The organism is Paenibacillus sp. GCM10027626, from assembly GCF_042676285.1.
GTDB lineage: Bacteria > Bacillota > Bacilli > Paenibacillales > Paenibacillaceae > Paenibacillus_Z.
On sequence record NZ_JBHTHC010000016.1, the window covers coordinates 66,756 to 84,779 of the forward strand.

7 protein-coding genes are annotated in these 18,024 nt (G+C 46.1%); all 7 read right to left on the reverse strand.

The features are described from left to right. Positions 1-91: 91 nt before the first annotated feature. The 7 genes from ACFQ0N_RS26275 to ACFQ0N_RS26305 all read right to left on the reverse strand — a co-directional run bounded on the left by ACFQ0N_RS26275 (position 92) and on the right by ACFQ0N_RS26305 (position 17,694). The gene (locus ACFQ0N_RS26275; RefSeq protein ID WP_379331940.1) at positions 92-2,419 is read right to left on the reverse strand and encodes a helix-turn-helix domain-containing protein; all 2,328 of its coding nucleotides are present in this window, start codon (positions 2,417-2,419) and stop codon (positions 92-94) included. 135 nt (positions 2,420-2,554) lie between these two features. Then, positions 2,555-3,403 carry an SDR family oxidoreductase gene (locus tag ACFQ0N_RS26280; RefSeq protein ID WP_379331942.1) on the reverse strand — a complete coding sequence of 283 codons (849 nt, stop codon included), beginning with the start codon at positions 3,401-3,403 and terminating at the stop codon, positions 2,555-2,557. Next, positions 3,400-4,485, reverse strand: a complete 1,086-nt coding sequence (gene uxuA, locus ACFQ0N_RS26285; RefSeq protein WP_379331944.1) for a mannonate dehydratase — start codon at positions 4,483-4,485, stop codon at positions 3,400-3,402. The genes ACFQ0N_RS26280 and uxuA overlap by 4 nt, the downstream gene beginning before the upstream one ends. 15 nt (positions 4,486-4,500) lie before the next feature. Next, positions 4,501-5,211 carry a GntR family transcriptional regulator gene (locus tag ACFQ0N_RS26290; RefSeq protein WP_379331946.1) on the reverse strand — a complete coding sequence of 237 codons (711 nt, stop codon included), beginning with the start codon at positions 5,209-5,211 and terminating at the stop codon, positions 4,501-4,503. 374 nt (positions 5,212-5,585) lie between these two features. Next, positions 5,586-6,815 carry a hypothetical protein gene (locus ACFQ0N_RS26295; protein WP_379331948.1) on the reverse strand — a complete coding sequence of 410 codons (1,230 nt, stop codon included), beginning with the start codon at positions 6,813-6,815 and terminating at the stop codon, positions 5,586-5,588. A gap of 268 nt (positions 6,816-7,083) precedes the next feature. After that, positions 7,084-11,811, reverse strand: coding sequence for a SpaA isopeptide-forming pilin-related protein (locus ACFQ0N_RS26300; protein ID WP_379331950.1), 4,728 nt, complete (start codon positions 11,809-11,811; stop codon positions 7,084-7,086). Between the two features lie 294 nt (positions 11,812-12,105). Further along, positions 12,106-17,694 (reverse strand): SpaA isopeptide-forming pilin-related protein, encoded by a 5,589-nt coding sequence (locus ACFQ0N_RS26305; protein ID WP_379331952.1) that lies wholly within the window; start codon positions 17,692-17,694, stop codon positions 12,106-12,108. Positions 17,695-18,024 lie beyond the last annotated feature (330 nt).

The window sequence follows — 18,024 nt, forward strand, 5'->3', positions numbered from 1 at the left end:
GCGGTCATCATTTTTTTATCTTCATTTTTTTAGCATCGCTATAAATGAAAAAAGAGCGCAGAATCAAGCTCCGCGCCCTTCTATTCCCCTATTAATGATTGAAATCCACTCTGTTCTGCTCCCGAAATTCGCCCGGTGTTGCGCCTGTTACTTTCCTGAAATTACGGATAAATGTATTGCTGTTGGAGTAACCGACTCGCTTGGCAATATTCTGAATCGTTAAAGCTTGATCCATTAACAATGCTTTAGCCGCTTCAACCCGTAATTGACTTAGCATCACGATAAAATTATCGCCAACCTGCTCCTTAAATAAATTGGATAGATACGAAGCATTTAACTGAAACGCCTCTGCCAGTTTTGACAGGCTCATATCCGGATCGGCGTAATTTTTCTCCATATATTCGATAATCGAACGGCGCAAGCCGTCGCTTCTGCTTGTCTGATTCATTTGCACATGCCCGCAAATCGAGGTGAAAATATGAACAGTGACGGTCTGCATTTGGGCAATCGATCTGCACGCATATAATTCATCATACGGATTATGATCTCCGAAAATCTGTTCAAGCGGGAGCGACAGCTGGTTTAACACTTTAATTGCGGTACTCATGACATCAAAAAACAAGCATTTGGACATTTGCAAGCTCATCGCATCTGAATTCGGATTACTGCGAAAAATATCCTCCAGCAGCTGCTGCGTCTTCTGGCTGTCGCCAAGCTTGATCGCCTGGAATAGGGCCATTTCCATTTCAAAAGAGTAGCTGTAATTTAACTCTGCCGATCTTGGCGGCAGCTCCTGCGTATGCACGACGGCATTGCGTCCTTGAATGAGCTGATAATCGATCGCTTGTAAAGCTTCACGGAAGGAAAGGTGAATCCCGACCAACTCCGGGTGAAAATTCCCGATTCCAATGCTCGTATGAATCGAGAAGCGCTGCCCGATAAATTCTGTCGTTTGATTGGCAGCCTCCGCCAAACTCTGCTTCAGGTCATCCAGCTTGTAGTCGCCCGGCACATTTAACAGCAGCCCTAGCCGGTCGGGGTCCAGATCGGCTACATAGGCCTTGCCAAAGGCCGCGCATAAATGTTCTATTACATTGCCTGAGACAAACTTGGCATAGCGCTGCTCCTCCCAGCTGTCGGAATGATACTCGTCAATCCGAATCAACAGCACCGCAAACAACGCATAGGGCAGTTCCACTCCTAACGATTGCGGAGAATATTTACTAAGTTCGCTAGCCAGCATATTGCCCTTCATTAATTGTGTCAGCAAATTGGATCGCAGCGTTGGAACCTGCTCCTTGAGCACAAGATTCACCTGATCGCGATCACGGATGACTTCATCTGTAAAATTTTCGATAAAATCGAGCTCATTCGCTAATTGTTTTTCCAGTTTATCCTGTTCAAAGCCAGCCTTCGCTTTTAAACCCATCACTAATTTTTTGACTGGTTTATAGCTCATCCGCGCTGCGCGGTAGGCAATTAATAAGCTTATTAGCACCGCCAATGCCGAAATCAGCATAAATTTTAATTTATTTTGCTTGACTTCCCGCATAATTTGATCGGTTTGAATCATCGACATTAGCTTCCATCTTGCTTTTTGCGGTCTTTCCGTAAAAACACTGTACTCGTTGCCAGCCGCAGTTACTTTGCCGCTCTTGTCTGCTAAGGCATTTCCCGGAGGAAGATACGCCAGCATGTCCGTTTGTCCTAAAGCCAGCAGCGGCTTATTTTGGTCATCCAGCAAATAAACCGCGCCGCTGTCTACAGCAGCAATATTCGTTAGCAGTTGTCTGATTTTATCCGCATTGATAAGAAAAACAATTGTCGCGTATGAATCATTATTGCCAGTATAGCCGACTGATTGTGTAAGCGTTAACACTTCTTTGTTGCCTAAGGATTCAAACATAAATGTATCTAACTGAGCGTATTTCAGCGTATTTTTAACCGTTAACGACTTCAGCCAATCCTCAAAGGACAGGGAAGATTTCAAATAAAACTGATGATAGAAAAATGCCTGGTCGGCCGTATTGGTCGTCGTAACGATTAATTCTGACTTTGGATAATGAATGAAAATATCATATATGTAGCTGTTGCTGTTGCGGATGGAATTAAGTTGTTCGCTCAGCTTTACCAAGTAATAACGTCTTTCCGCATTTATCGCCGTATCATTCATAAATCGTCTAACCTGCGGTTCTAATGTTAGACGCAAGATGCTTTGCTCAATGCCGCCGAGCCTTTCCTCAATAATCTGCTCTGCTTGTTTAAGCGCATTGGAATGATAAATACTGGCCTGTTCGGTCAGAGCATCTGAATAACCGGAATATAAATACAGCGCAGCAGTAAGTGGCACGACGAGCATGATAAGATTAGAATATAAAATGATGCGAAAAAAGCTGCGTTTTATAAATAGTCTCTTCATCTGCTCACTCCCCTCTAATAACGTTGGTACTCGTATTAATATAGCGATTTTTTGCCCGATCGGCAATAACAAAAAGATCGCTCGAACTGTCAGGCTGTGAGCCCTTAACAGTCGGCGATCTTTTTCTTTGCGCGGCTATACGCCTGAATAAGCCATAAACCCGCCGTCCACCGGAATCGTAATCCCGGTCACAAAGCCGGACATGCTGTCATCCGCCAGCCAAATCAATGTTCCGAGCAAATCCTCCGGCTTGCCGAAACGGCGCATCGGGGTATGGGAAATAATTTTATGAGAACGCGCAGTAAGCGAGCCGTCTTCATTCGTCAGCAGCCGGCGATTTTGCTCGGTGAGGAAAAAGCCTGGCGCGATCGCATTGACGCGAATGCCCACATCGGCCATATGCACGGCAAGCCACTGCGTGAAATTGTTAATCGCCGCCTTCGCTGCGCTATAGGCCGGAACTTTGGTGAGCGGGCTTGGCGCGCTCATCGACGATAAATTAATGATCGTTGCCCCGGGCTTATTGATCATTTGCTTAGCGAATACTTGCGTCGGTATAAGTGTGCCAAGGAAATTCAGATTGAAAACATAGCCAAAACCTTCGTCCGTCAAATCGAAAAATGTCTTAATCTCCTTGTTGTCGATATCTTCCGGACGTAGCGTCTCATTCGAGGTAGCGCCGTCCGGATGGTTGCCTCCTGCACCATTAATCAGAATATCGCACTCACCGAGCTCGGCCGTAATAATCTCAGATGCCTTCCTTACATTGTCTGCGTCCAGCACATTGCAGGCAACCGCAATCGCGGTACCGCCGGCTTCACGTATAGCCGCGGCCACTGCTTCGCCCTTGTCAGCCGTCCGGTTCAGAATGGCAACCTTCGCGCCGTGCCGGCCAAGCTCCTTGGCCATAGCCGAGCACAGCACCCCGCTGCCGCCGGTAATGACAGCTACCTTACCCTGCAAATTGTGATGCAATTGAATCATCCTTGCGCCACCTTCTTCCCGCCGCGCTCGCGCGCATAAGCATCCCAGGCTCCCCACAAATACATAATGCCGAGCGCGCGGTCGTACAGACCATAGCCAGGACGGCATTTCTCGTCCCAGATGTGCCGCCCGTGATCCGGACGCGCATAGCCGGTATAGCCGATATCATAGTAAGCGCGCACCACTTCGGCGATATCGACGCTGCCGTCGCAGGAACGGTGTGAAGTTTCAATGAAATCCCCGTTCTCATATACTTTGACGTTGCGAATATGTGCAAATGGAATCCGCTCCCCGAACTCGCGAATCATCGCCGGAATATCGTTAGCCGGATTTGCGCCCAATGAGCCGCTGCACAGTGTTACCCCGTTGCTCGGATGATCGACCAGCTGCAAAATGCGGCGAATGTTCGCTTGCCCGGTCACAATCCGCGGCAAACCGAAGATCGGCCATGGCGGATCATCCGGGTGGATGGCCATTCGTATATCGTGCCGTGCCGCAACAGGCACTACCCGTTCAAGGAAATATTGCAAATTGTCGAATAGCGCCTCTTCCGAGACATCCTTATAGGCATCAAATAACTCCGACAGGCGGCCGATCCGCTCCGGTTCCCAGCCTGGCATCGTAAAATCCGGATTGGCAATGACCGTCTCGAACAGCTCGCGCGGATCCATGCCGTCCACCTTCGCCTTCTCATAGAAAAGCGCAGTCGATCCGTCCTCCATCTCCTTGAACAGCTCTGTCCGCGTCCAATCAAAAATCGGCATAAAGTTGTAGCATATCGTCTTAACGCCGACTGTGGCCAGCTTCTCTATCGTCTTCATATAATTTTCAATATAGCGGTCGCGCGTCGGACGTCCCAGCTTAATATCCTCATGAACGTTAACGCTTTCTACAACTTCAAGATGAAAACCGTACTCGTCCGCCAGCTTTTTGTATGCCAAAATTTTGTCCATCGGCCATTCTTCCCCGGCCGGAACATCATGCAACGCCCATACTAACCCTTCTACGCCGGGAATTTGCTTGATCTGCCGCAGCGTTACCGAATCATTGCCTTCCCCATACCAACGAAATACCATTCTCATAGCGGTTCCCCTCCACTACACCGTAAAATAATTTGGATAGAGCTCCCGCAGCTCCGGCAGCTCGTGATCCAGCTTGCCGACATGCTGCTGCAGCAGCTCGGCTGTTAAAGCCTCATTCCCCTGACGAATCGCCGCAAACAGCGCTTGATGCTCCTCCATTACGCGATCCATCTGCCGCAATTCCTTCATCGCCAAAAAACGGACGCGATTGAGATGACCGCGCATATGGCAAATCACCTGCAGCAGCGTCTCATTGCTCGTCACATGAATGATCGCTTGGTGAAACGATTCATCCAGCTGCAAAAAGAGCGCAACATCGCCCTGTTCAGCGGCCAGCCGCTGCTCCTGCATAAGCCGTTCAATCTGCTCCGCTACCGCCTGATGCTGGTGAGCCGGCTCGTTCCACAGCCGGGCTGCCAGCCGAAACGCGCCCAGCTCCAAATGCTCCCGGATGAATCTGGCCTCGCCAACCTTCCGCTCGGATATAAGGGCAATTCTCGTCCCCCGCTGCGGCATCACTTCCAGCAGCTGTTCATTGACGAGCAGCCGGATTGCTTCGCGGATCGGCGTGCGGCTTACCTGCAATGTCTCCGCCAGTACATTCTCATAGATCATACTGCCTGGCGCAAGACGCAAGGAGACGATGCTTTCACGAATCGAATCATAGACTTGATCCCCCAAAGACTTCCGCTGTACCTGTGGCGGCAATGGAGTCAGGTCGGCCATTTCGTTCCACTCCTCGCATATTAGCACTACCACTACTATACTTGTGTACTTGTATACAAGTCAAGGGGTTTTGTCTGACGGAAGCCACAGACGTTATTTCGCCAATAACCCCTGTTTTTGAAATCTAATCGGAAGTGAGCAATCTTAATTGGACGTTTTCTTGCGAAATCATGCTAATAATCATCAAATAGCGGCACACACTTCCGTTACAATTTCGAATCGGTCGAATTTTCGAAAATAGCGGCCGTGATATCCGTTAGCGTTCGTTCATACGTCATCAGTTGGACCAAATATCGTTTCAGCGATTCTCTCTGATAAATAGGAAACGCCTGCCGCTTTTATTTGCAGCTAGGCGTTTTTTCATACAAATTTCACTAAGCATCGGTACCATCAGAGTTGATCCATTTTGCACCTGACCACCATACTGGTCTTCCTGTTAACATATTGAAATACATGTCGCCAACGTTAGCTTCGTATGGAAGTCCAGCGTTGATAGGTTTTAATGGCGTTCCGTTGACATAAACTCCCCTGATTCCTGTTACCGGATTACGCTCGCTTGCGTCATCTTGCCGCCAAAGGAGCTTGAACTCAATCTCATCTCCGTAGCGATTTGTAAACTGGGCATGTTCTTGGCCGTCAAACGTGGCCGATACTACAACACCCAACTGGGAATCGAAAAGCACTGCTGGTAGTTGAGGTTTAGTATAATCAGGTAAATTGCGATTAGTGTAACCGCCAATGTTACAAGCGTAGGAGTCGATACCACACATCAAAGCTCCTATATAAGCTGTATTAAAGTAGTCTTGATTGCGCTCTACCATGACATCAAGTCCGATCGTTTTTGTCCCAAAATACTCTCTGTATGTCTTATTTCCGAGTTCAGGACGCTTATCGGCGTAATAGTCCGTAATATCTCGCAATCTCGAAGTTTTAGACACACGCTGCTCTCCCGCAGAACCCTTTGAGAAAAACAAGCTTTCATACATATAGTAATCATTTTCATTTATTGTTGGCGGTATATTATTAGGATTACCATTAAAGTTAATCCAATCAATATAAATATTGCTAGACGAAAATACGTAAGATACTTTCCAATAGTTTGCAATAATGTTAAAACCTTTAGAATGACAGTAATCAACGCATTGATTTTGTCGTTCACGAGTTACCTTGTAGTCGTATCCGAATTCATCTAGGAAGATACCCGTTACCCCGGCTTGCTCCCATAACCCGATTTGTCTTTGTATCTCTACAAAAGGCAGATCAGAACCAGCTGACCCATCCATACCGATCTGGACATACCCGAAAATCTCAATCTTAGGATTGTAGTCTTTCAGTCCTGCGATGATTTGCCGCGTCTTCGCGTTATCCGAATGATTAGGCTCCTTGAGATCATCACCAAAAACAATAAGATCAAACTTCTTAAACGCATCGATTGCTTTTGAAACATCACCGCCTGAGCCATTTACAGACGATGGGTAGCCGTAGTAAATTAATGCATCTTTTATAGTTCTTGTCGGTGATACTAAAGTTCCTTCGGGTAGACTGTTCAATCTGTTACCTTCCACTCCATAAAGACCATTATTATGACACTCAGATACCAACATTAATTTTTATCCTCCCATTCACAATTATATTAGTTCCTACAGCTATATTTCTACATTTCGACAAATATGTAATATTTTCCTCTTTTTAAATGAAAATATTACATTTAGGAAATATATACAAGATATAATCCATCAACACATCATTTCCTACTTTCCCCTTACTTTTAATAAATTCTTTAAAATATAAAAGGTACAGTTCACTCGCCATTCGGGAGTGACTGTACCTTTTTCATCAATCAGACAGTCTCAGCGCCTCCGCCTCATTCGACTACGATTTGCGCTTTATCCGTGCCCTTCTGAATATTAACGCTCCGGCAAGAACAAGGCTAAACCCTGCCAATGTGAATGGCAAGCTGCTGTCTTCTCCGGTTTTAGGCAAAACACCGACACTGGATGGCTTTTCATTCAGAACGACATCGTCAGTTGGTTTCTTGCCTGGATCAATACCGCCTTTTGACACTGTTTCGTCAATAATCGTTTCCACTTCATCGCCGTCTTCCTGGCCTTGGTCTGTACCACCATTATCGGTGTCGATACCGCCCAGCGGCACTTCAGGATCTTCGTCGATAATAACCGGATCAGTTGGCTTGCCAGGGTTGTTAGGTTCACCCGGCTCTTCAGGAGTGCCCGGTTCCCAAGGGTAATATGGCCCGTCAGGTTCCAGCGCATTTTCCACGATAACTTCAACTTGTTGATTCGCTTTGATTTCGAACTTGATCGGATCGCCTGACTTCACATAGCCTGCCGGCGCTTTTGTTTCGACAAACTGATATTGTCCTGGCGCCAGATCTTTTACGATCAGCTCGCCGTTGGCATCTGTCGTCAGGCCTTCAAGCTTATTGCCGTCTTTGCCTGTTACGACTTCACCGCTGGCATTTTGCAGCATAAATTCCGCTCCGGCCAGCTTCACATCATGATTGTTTTTGCTGACTTTGATCAGTTTCACCGAACCGACAGGGTCGGTTGGATCTACCGGGTCAACCGGGCCAGTAGGCTTCACGGCATTTTCTACCGTCACTACAACATGCTCATCTTGCTTTTGATCCGCTTTGATTTCGAACTTGACCGGATCGTCCGTTTTCACGTAGCCTGCCGGCGCTTTTGTTTCGACAAACTGATACTGTCCTGGCGCGAGATCTATTACGATCAGCTCGCCATTGGCATCTGTCGTCAGGCCTTCAAGCTTGTTGCCGTCTTTGCCAGTTACGACTTCACCGCTGGCATTTTGCAGCGTAAATTCCGCTCCGGCCAGCTTCACATCATGGTTGTTTTTGCTTACTTTGATCAGCTTTACCGAACCGATAGGGTCGGTCGGATCTACCGGATCAGTAGGTTTCACGGCATTTTCTACCATCACTTCAACATGTTTGCCATGTTCCTGGCCGCGCTCAATTTCGAACTTGATCGGATCGTCCGTTTTCACGTAGCCTGTCGGCGCTTTTGTTTCGATAAACTGATACTTGCCTGGTGCGAGGTTTTCGACGATCAACTCGCCATTAGCATCTGTTGTCAAACCTTCAAGCTTGTTACCGTCTTTGTCGGTTACGACTTCACCGTTCGCATCTTGCAGTGTAAATTCTGCGCCTGCAAGTTTCAGATCATGATTGCTTTTGCTTACTTTGACCAGCTTCACAGAACCAGGAACCAGTTCATTTTCCATCTTCAGTTCCAAAGTTTGCGCTTCGGCGATCGAAAACTTCAGCGGTGTGGAATTCAGCACATAATCCTGCAGTGCCGCTACTTCGACGAACTGGTAATCGCCAGCAGGAAGACCAGTAACAGATATTTTGCCTTCTGCATCAGTTACAAGCTCAGTGTAGTTCGCAACGTCATTACCGTTAGCATCCTGAAGCTTGAATTTCACGCCGGCGAGCGGCTGTTTATCCGCGCTGTCCACTTTGAGTAAGGTAACCGAACCGCCGACCAAAATTTTATCATTGTGTACAGTTTCGACTACTTCAGGAAGTTCCAGTTTAATGGCTTTTCCTTCCTTGTAAACCTCGCTAATTTTGTAGCCCTCTGGAGCCTTCAATTCTTTCAGCGTGTACTCTTGATATCTGTAGCCCTTGAACTCTGCTACGCCGTCTTTGTTTGTCGTCAATTGCGCCAGTTCTTTGCCCGACTTGTCATAAAGGCCGAACACTGCGCCTTCAAGTGGGTGATTCGTTCCGGCTTCCACTTTCACTACTTTAATGTTGCCTTTGCCCTTGCCGCCGCCATTACCGCCAGCTCCGGCAAACTCTACAATAACTTTGACCTTCTCGTCTCCGTATTTGATGACTTGCCCGGCAAATTCGGCGTCATTGTTAATGGTCTCGCCATCCTCTGCCTTGATGAAGGATTTGTACTTCAGTATATAAGGAGCTTCTATTTCCTTGATGAATTTGATTTCAAAATGATTGCCGTTTACAGTAAGTTCATACTTGGAATGATCTTGCAAATCAACCGGCTTCTCTAGTTGTGTCACATTGCCTTTTTCATCAACTTTTGTCTCATACAGCTCGATCGAGTCCGGCAGCAAAATTTGATTGTCGGACAGTGTATCCTTCAGGACCGCACCGGCTTCAATCAGGGACTTGCTGAAGTTGATCTCCATTTTCCAGTACGCATAATCGGAGTCTGCTCCTTGACCTTGCCAACCCTTTTTGTTGATATACTCACCAACATGGGGTGGTGTGACATCAGCTTTGCCTGTAAAGTATTTCTTGCCATCAGAGCCGGAGAACAATGTCGCATCATTGCTGTACGTTTTGTCAACAGCCTTTCCGTTTAAAGACGTTTTGTACGTAATCCGGTAGGCCTTTTCGATGTCGCCCAGCTTCAACTCGAAGCCTTGGCGCCCGTCTGCATGCGTCTTCTTCTCGAAGGCATTAGGCGAATACTCTACTTTTTTACCACGCTTGACGCCATTCTCACCGCCAGTAAGCTCTAATTCATAAACTTCCAGTGAGTCGTCGACGAAGTCTTGGCCAGCGGTATAATAATCGCTAACTACAGCATCTTTAATCTTGTTCAAGTTGTAGTTGACATCAATCGTCCATGTAATTTCTTTTGTTTCCGCATTGTACTTGCCCGTTTTTCGGCCGTTGTTTTTGGTATAAGTATCTACAGGAACGAAGTCTTCAGCGTCAAGCTCCTTCTCATCGCCATTAGGCTCTGTCCATTTCAGTGAAGCGAAATTTTTATACCCCTTTTTCCCATCATACACAGGAATTGGCTTGGTCGGATCAAATTTCACTTCGTAAGAGATATAGTAACAGTCTGTAACGGGGTTAATAAATTCGAGCGTAAACCCGCTGAGATCCAAAAACGGTTTAACCGTGTATTCCGCTTCCGACAGCCACTTCTTCTTATCAGCATTCCAAACCTTCAGGCTGCCCTCTACAAATTGCAAATTCTGACCGTTGTTAAAATGTTCGAAGTCGTCCGTAATTTTAACATTTTTCATTTCCCTGCGGTCTTCATTTAATCCCAGGTCCCATTTGATCGTCTTGTCAGCAAAATTAACGCCAAGGTCCCATTTGTTAAAGACGGCTTGCCAGACTCCTCCATTGTCACCACCATGATGACCGCTGCCGCTTTCTACTTTATTAGGAACTTCGACCCAACCGATGATACGGTCTTTCACAATTGTCGAATAAGAAATCTCATAGGCCGCTTCAACATCGTTATTAAACTTTAAAGTAAATCCGTTCTGCTCTTTTTCGACTGTATAGTCTTCGCCCTGTTCCAAAAGTTCTCTTGGTTCGGCAGCATCGCCATTAATGTCAATTTTCACTTTATATACTGCAAAAGAGTTAACGTCCACTTCCTGGGCAACTGCCGGTTTGGAAGAAAAGGTATCCTTGATCCAAGCATTTTCTTTCTCAATTTTCCGCTCGTTGAAATTGTATTTAATTTTCCATTTCAGCTCTGTGCCGTCTGCATTGCGCTCGCCTATTCCAACAAACTCTTTCTGCAGCGGCTCACTGTACTTAACCTTTACAGTCACCGAATCCTTCATTTCTTTGGACGGATTGTCACCCGTCACTTTGGCGTCGTTTTTAAATTCCTTAATAGCCCCATCTTTAATGGCTGTCTTGTACTCGACCCGGTAAGCCTGACGATCGACATCGCCGAAGTTGATCGTCACATTTGTTCCGCCGTCATCGGCAGGTGAAATCTCCGGCGTCAAGTTCGTACGAGCATCGCCCGGCTCGACGCTGCCATTCACTTTGACAGTCAGCGGATAAACTTTAATCGAGTCTTTGTCCAGCTCCAATCCTGCTGGAAGCTTATCCTGAAATACCGCATTCGTTATTTCTTGTTCGCCCAGATTGAAATCCACTCGCCAAGTGATTTCGTTCGGGTTCATCGGTTTGTCCGTCCAGCCTGTCTTTGTTATATCTGAGGTGTTTTTGCCCTTGAAATGGACGTCCACCTTGCCGATATCCTTGAAATCGATTGTCTGCTTGGTGCTGCCGTCAACCAGCGATTCACTGAACTCGCGCCATACGAAAAACTCGCCTTTGAAGTCGCCATCTTCAATCTTCTCGGAGAAAGTAAGCGTCACTTCACCATCGCTGGTAACGAGAAAAGTCCCCGCACCGTTATCCAGATCTCCTTCAAGCTTACGATCTGTCTTAAAAAAGCCGTCCGGAAGCTTGAACTTGAAAAAGGAACCAGCCTTATAATCTTTTTCGTCCGGCACGGCAAATTCAAAATCGATTCTCACTCGTGAGCCCACATCCGGCCTGAACTCATCCTGAGTAATATCGTTGCCGTCCTTGTCTGTCATCTTAATACTTGTAATAATGTTTTCCTTAATTTGATACACATTGTCGGTTACGGTACTGGACAGCGATTCCTGTCTTCCATAAGTGCTGTCAACGACGCTCTCTTGCGCATCCGGCGCCGCGGCCTGCCCGCTTGCACTGATCAATGAACCGGAAAACAGCATGTTAAGTACCAAAGCAATGACCAAATAGAAGGATAATGACCGTCTAAGTGCCTTCATAATAACGACTTTTGTCTCCTCTCACTCAAGTTATTCACAGGTTCTCTTTATAAAGCCGTTGCCAAAGGTTTAGCCCCATCACAAAAGTTTATGCCCTCCCCTCTTCATTGATGAGTTCCGTTTTCACCTCTGTCTAAACAAGTATACAAGATGCCGCTAAACATCCACTAAACAATTTACTTTATCTAGAATTTTTCATTTATTTGGCTTTCATTTTCGTGTTTTCAGTTTTTTTGGTAGATGTAAAAAGAGTCTGTCGATAATGTTGCTTCGACAGACTCTTTATTCATTACACTATGATTTTTGCTTTCCGCGCACTCTACGCAAAGCTACAAGCCCCATAATGACCAGGGCCAGACCTGCCACTTGGAATGGCAGAGGACTGTCTTCGCCCGTCTTCGGCAGAACGCCACCGACATTGGGCTTTTTCTCGTTTAACGCAATTCCGCCTGTTGGTACATCCTCATTGATTTGTATTAAAACTTCTTCCACATTGCCGTCCTTGTCCGTGATGAGGACAGAGAACTCATCTTTTCCTTTGGTGCCTGGTGTCTGTTTGTAGACCCATTTGCCGTCCGCATCGATCGTTACTTGGCCGTTTTTCGGCTGTTTGCCTATTGCAACAACACCGCCGCGCGGCACATCTACTTCACCTTCCACCAAATAATCTTCTGGTGCAGGCTTGGTCGGCTTGCCAGGTTTTGCAGGTTTACCCGGTTCTTGTGGTTTGTTCGGCTGATCCGGCTTTCCTGGTTTCTCCGGTTTACCCGGCTCGCCCGTATCGCCTTTCCCCGGTTGATCTGGTTGGTCCGGTACCTCAGGTTCTTCTCTACCTGGTTGACCCGGTTCTTCAGGATCGCCTTTACCTGGTTGGCCTGGTTCTTCAGGGTCGCCTTTGCCTGGCTCCTTCTCGTCCGGATCCGTCGGCGGGAACCATGGGAAATATGGCTCGTAACGGTTCACGACCGTTACCGTCACATATTCGCCTTGCTTCTGACCAGGCAGTATTTCAAACTTGATCGGATTTGTCTCTCTGACATATCCATTCGGAGCTTTAATCTCGATAAACTGATATTTGCCTGCGACCAGATCAGAAATGTTAATTTCACCATTCTCATCCGTCACCAATCCCTCGAGCTTCTTACCAGCCTTATCTACTACGATTTCGCCTTGCTCGTCAAGAAGGTTAAACACAGCATCGGCAAGCGTTTTGCTCGGTGTCGATTCATTCACCTTAATCAGCTTCACAGAGCCAAACGGATTCAGCTCATTTTCTACAGTGACAGTGACATACTCTGCCGTTTTTTGTCCTGGCTTAATTTCGAAAGTGGCTGCTGTCTGATTTACAATGTACCCATCCGGAGCTTCCGTCTCGACAAATTGATACTTGCCGACAGGAAGATCAGTAACGATGAGCTCACCATCTGCATCAGTCGTCAAACCTTCAAGCTGGTTGCCCGCCGCGGTGACAACCGTCTTGCCATGCTCATCCTGAAGCGTGAACTTCGCGCCGGCAAGCTTCTTGTCAGTATCGCCCTTTTCTACCTTGGTCAGCTTCACTTTACCGGTTTGCAGACGCTCGTTCTCTGCTGTTACCAGCACAGCTTCACCTGGCTTCTGACCTGGGGCAATCGTGAATGAGATCGGTGTAGCATCCAGTTCATAACCGTCTGGCGCTTTCGTTTCGACAAACTGATACTTGCCTGCAGGGAGATCTACTGCACTCAAGATACCGCCTTGGCCGGTGGTCAGTCCTTCAAGCTTTTGACCTGCTTTATTGACTGCAATCTTGCCGTTCTCATCCAAAATCGTAAATACTGCATATTCAAGCTTATTCGCTGTATTGCCTTTTTCAACCTTGGTCAGTTGAACTAAACCGAACGGATTTTTGGTGTTTTTGAATGTCACAGGCGTATGCTCACCCGGATTTTGACCTTTGACAATATCAAAGCCAACCGGCACACTATCCAGGACATATCCCGCTGGAGCCTCAGTCTCCACAAATTGATATTTACCTGGCGCCAGATCTTCAACGACCAGTTCGCCGTTGGCATCTGTCACTAAGTCTTCCATCTTGTTGCCGTTCGCATCTGTTACGACATTGCCCTCAATATCCATCAGCGTAAATCTTGCACCCGGAAGCTTCTCGTCCGAATTGTCCAAAGCTTCCTTCACCAGCTTGACTGAACCGGTGATGAGCGTATTTTCCATCTTAAGCAGCAGTACATTTTTCTCTGTAATTGAGAATTTCAAAGGATCAAGGGATAACTGATAGTCTTGCGCAGCCTTCACTTCAACAAACTGATAGTCGCCGTATACCAATCCTGTAACTGTAATTTTCCCGGATTGGTCTGTCTTCAGGCCTGTCTTTACAGTTGCTCCCTGTTTATCTTGGATCTCAAATTCTACGCCTGCAATCGGAGATTGGTCTGCGCTGTCTACCTTCAGCAGCTCAACCGAGCCAACGATCACATTGTTAGTAATATCAAATGTTTTCTTGGCAGTTTGCTTCTCATCAATAACGAACTTCACAGGCTGTGGATTCAGCTCATAACCTGCCGGAGCAGCAATTTCTACAAGCTGATAATCGCCTGGAGGCATTTCGCTCAATCCGAACTTGCCATGCTCATCTGAAGTGAGCGTGAGTGGAACAGCCGGATTTTGACTCTTGTCCAGAACATCCACATAAGTACCGTTATCTTCGATTTGCAGCTTAAACTTGGCGCCTGGAAGCACACCATCCTGATCAGAGCGCTTTGTCGCTTCAAAGCCGCGAATAATCTTTTGGTTCACGACGACTACATGATCGCTAGGTACGCCATCTTGAAACAGTTTCCCATTTGCATAGTCTGCATCAACTAAATAACCTTCAGGAGCCTTTGCCTCTTTTAGCACATATTGCTTTTTCTCAAAAACTCCTTTAAAGCTCGCTTTTCCATCTTGATCCGTTATTGCCGTATCCAGCAGATTTTTTCCGGATTTGTCATATAACTCGAATACTGCGCCTGGTAGCTTCTTACCATCAGAGCCTACTTTTTCTACTTTCAGCTCTACTTTCTTGCCGATGCTTCCGCTGCCGCCAGCACCGACAAACACGACTTGAATGCCTGTTTGACTATCGGAGCCTGTTGCCGCGGATGTCTTGCCTTCATAAGAAGCTTCATTCTTAATTCTCTCGCCACTGTCGGCATTGATAAGCGATGAATATTCCAGTACATAAGGCTCTTCAATCAGGTTAATAAATGTCAGCTCAAAGCGGTTGCCCGTTACATCGAGTGTATAAATTCCGTCCTCTGGAAGCACTGCAGGTTCAATCTTTGTAACCGTTCCGTTTGCCGCTACAGTTGTCTTATATAGCTTAAAGGAATCCTTCAACAGAAACTGATTATCGGACAGCTTGTCCGTCAGCACAGAACCCTCTTCAATTTTGGATTTGTTCCTGTTAATATTAATTGTCCAGAAAGCAAGATCCGACTGAGCGCCTGTTCCTTGACCGCCAGTCTTGTCAAGATACTCACCGCTATGCGGAGGTGTAACAGTAAAGCCCTTTTTGAACAGAGTAGTTGCGCCTGGATCTGATCCATCTGTGAGTACAGCTTCATTGCTGTAGGAGCCTTCTACAACTTCACCCTCAAGCGTCGTGTCGTAGACCAAACGGTACGCAGATTCAGTTTTGCCAAGTGTCAGCTCGAAGCCGTTAGCCGTCTCAATCAGCGTATACTCAGTTTTGTTGTCCAACTCTCTCTCTTCAATTACCTTATCCGGTCCACCTTGCAACTCCAGCTCAAACACCTTCATTGAATCCGGATCAAATTTTTGATTAGAAGTGAATGTATCAGTTACCACGGCATTGCCAATTGGATGTAAGTTATAGTTGATGTCGACCGTCCAAGTAAACCGCTTGGTCGTCGCATCATACTCGCCCCATTTGTTTCCATTTTCTTTTGTGTAGTTGTCCACTTCAACCAAAACGTATTTTTTAATGGACTGACTAATATTGTTCGCATCTTTCCAAGTCAATGTCGCATTATTCTTATAACCGCTGCCGTTATTCGGTATCGGCTTTTTAGGATCGAATTGGGTCGCATACTTGATCGTATATCTCTCAGTAATCTGAGAGTCAAAGCTTAACGTAAAGCCGGGCAGATCAGATGCCTTAGTCACAGTGAAGCCAGACTCTACCTTTATACCATTGGCGTCATAAACTTCGATATCACCGTGCAGAACCATACTTTGACCCGCAAAGTCGTCTTTGATCACAACCGTGTTCATCGGCTGATTGTCTTTGTTTAAGTCAATCGTCCAATTGATTGTTTTGTCTTTAAAGTTGGGCTTACCTGCATATTTATGGAAAACCACCTGACCAATGGTAACACTAGCTTCCTTCTTACCCTCGTCAGGCATTTCTACCTCGTTAGTCAGCTTCAGGTCATCTATAATTACGCGTTCCTTATTATGGGTTTCGTATGTAATTTTATAGCCTGAAGAAATATCGTTCGTAAATTGCAAGGTGAACGTGTTTCCATTTTCTACGACAGTATAGTCACCTTGAACATTTCCATCACTCTTGTCCAATGTTTCTATTTCTTCCGCATTGCCGTTATCATCGATCTCTACTCTAACCACTTCAATCGTGTTAACATCCAGTTCTTGATTGCTAGAGAAGGTATCCGTAATTTTAGCGTTGTCCTTAGCAATTTTTTGCTCATTGTAATTATATTCAATTATCCAATTCGCAGTATGTTTCCCCTTCTCATCAGGGCCGAGCTCAGCACTTCCTGATTTGTTCAGCGACTTGCTGTAGCTGACATAGACGCCTTTCGCAACTTCAAGCACCTTTGGAAGATTGGTACCTGTAACTGTCGCTGTATTTTCGTAATTACTATCTACAGGGCCTGTAATTTTAGTCGTATATTTAACCCGAAATGCGCCTTCAATGTCTCCGAAATCGATGTCGAGCTTCGTATCATTGTCAGAAAATTCAGGCTTGTACGCTGTCGTTGCAGACTCATCTTCTTTAGGATCACCTTTAATATTGACGATTAACGGAACAATTTCCACTGAATCTGTATCAAAGACCATTCCTGCCGTTGTTACTGTCGTTCCAAGCTTGTCGGTAAACTTAGCGCCCTCAATGCGCTGCTCGCCCAAGTTAAAGTCTACAACCCAATCGATTGTACTAGCGTTCACCTTTTTATTAGGTTTACCTTGCTTCGTCATTTCATCCTTAAGCTCGCTTTTGAAATGAACCTCTATCGATTGCTTGCCGGAGTTTTTGAACTCCACCTTATGCTTCGTGCCTTCACCAAGCTTGCTCTCGTCGAAATAACGATAGACGTAGAAGTCACCGGATAGCTCTGCTCCATCGGCAATGTACTCGTTGAAGATCCATGTCACTTTACCCTCAGGCGTGATGTCATAGGTGCCAATCTCGATGTCGGTTACGCCATCTTCGTCTTTCAACAATATGGGACCCTTCAATTTTTCCGTATTGTATTCCGGCTTAAAGTTCTCTGGCAGATAAAATTCGAAAGCATCACCTGGCTGGTAAGGATGGTCTGCTTTAAATTTCCAGATCAGGTTCACCTGTACAAGCGAGTTCAGATCAGGTCTGATACTCTCAATACTCTCCCATGTGTTAGGGCCCGTCTGCGTTTTGATTTGGATCGAAGTTATGATTTCCTTGCCCTCATATACCGAGTTGGTTACAGCAGGGGCTGCCATTGCCGCAGTCTGTTCATTTGTGCCATAAGTACTGTCAACAACACTAGTCACATTCCCAGCAGCTGTTCCCTCAGCACTAATGATCGAACCGGGATGAAGCAGGTTGATGATCAATACTAGTGCTAAGACAAATGAAAATATCTTTTTCATTTCTTTCATGACCTTTGCCTTTCACCTCTCTTGTTTTTACATGTTTGTGTCCTACACATGCTTCTCTCATTCTCTCTTTTTCGTCAATTTCGGTAGATTCTCCCTCCCTATTCACTACCAACCAGGCCTGTCCTTTTATAAGTAAGAAGGGGAACAGACCACCACGTTTTTTACATCATTTTCTAACTGACAATTATAGACACGGCGGCTGAACAATTACTGAACATTCTATTAAGCATTTATGAACAAGCACAAACAAAAAAACTGCCGGGTTCGACAGTTTCCTTGATTTTACTGCATGGCAGCGGATTCACTTTATACAAACTTGCCATTCTATGA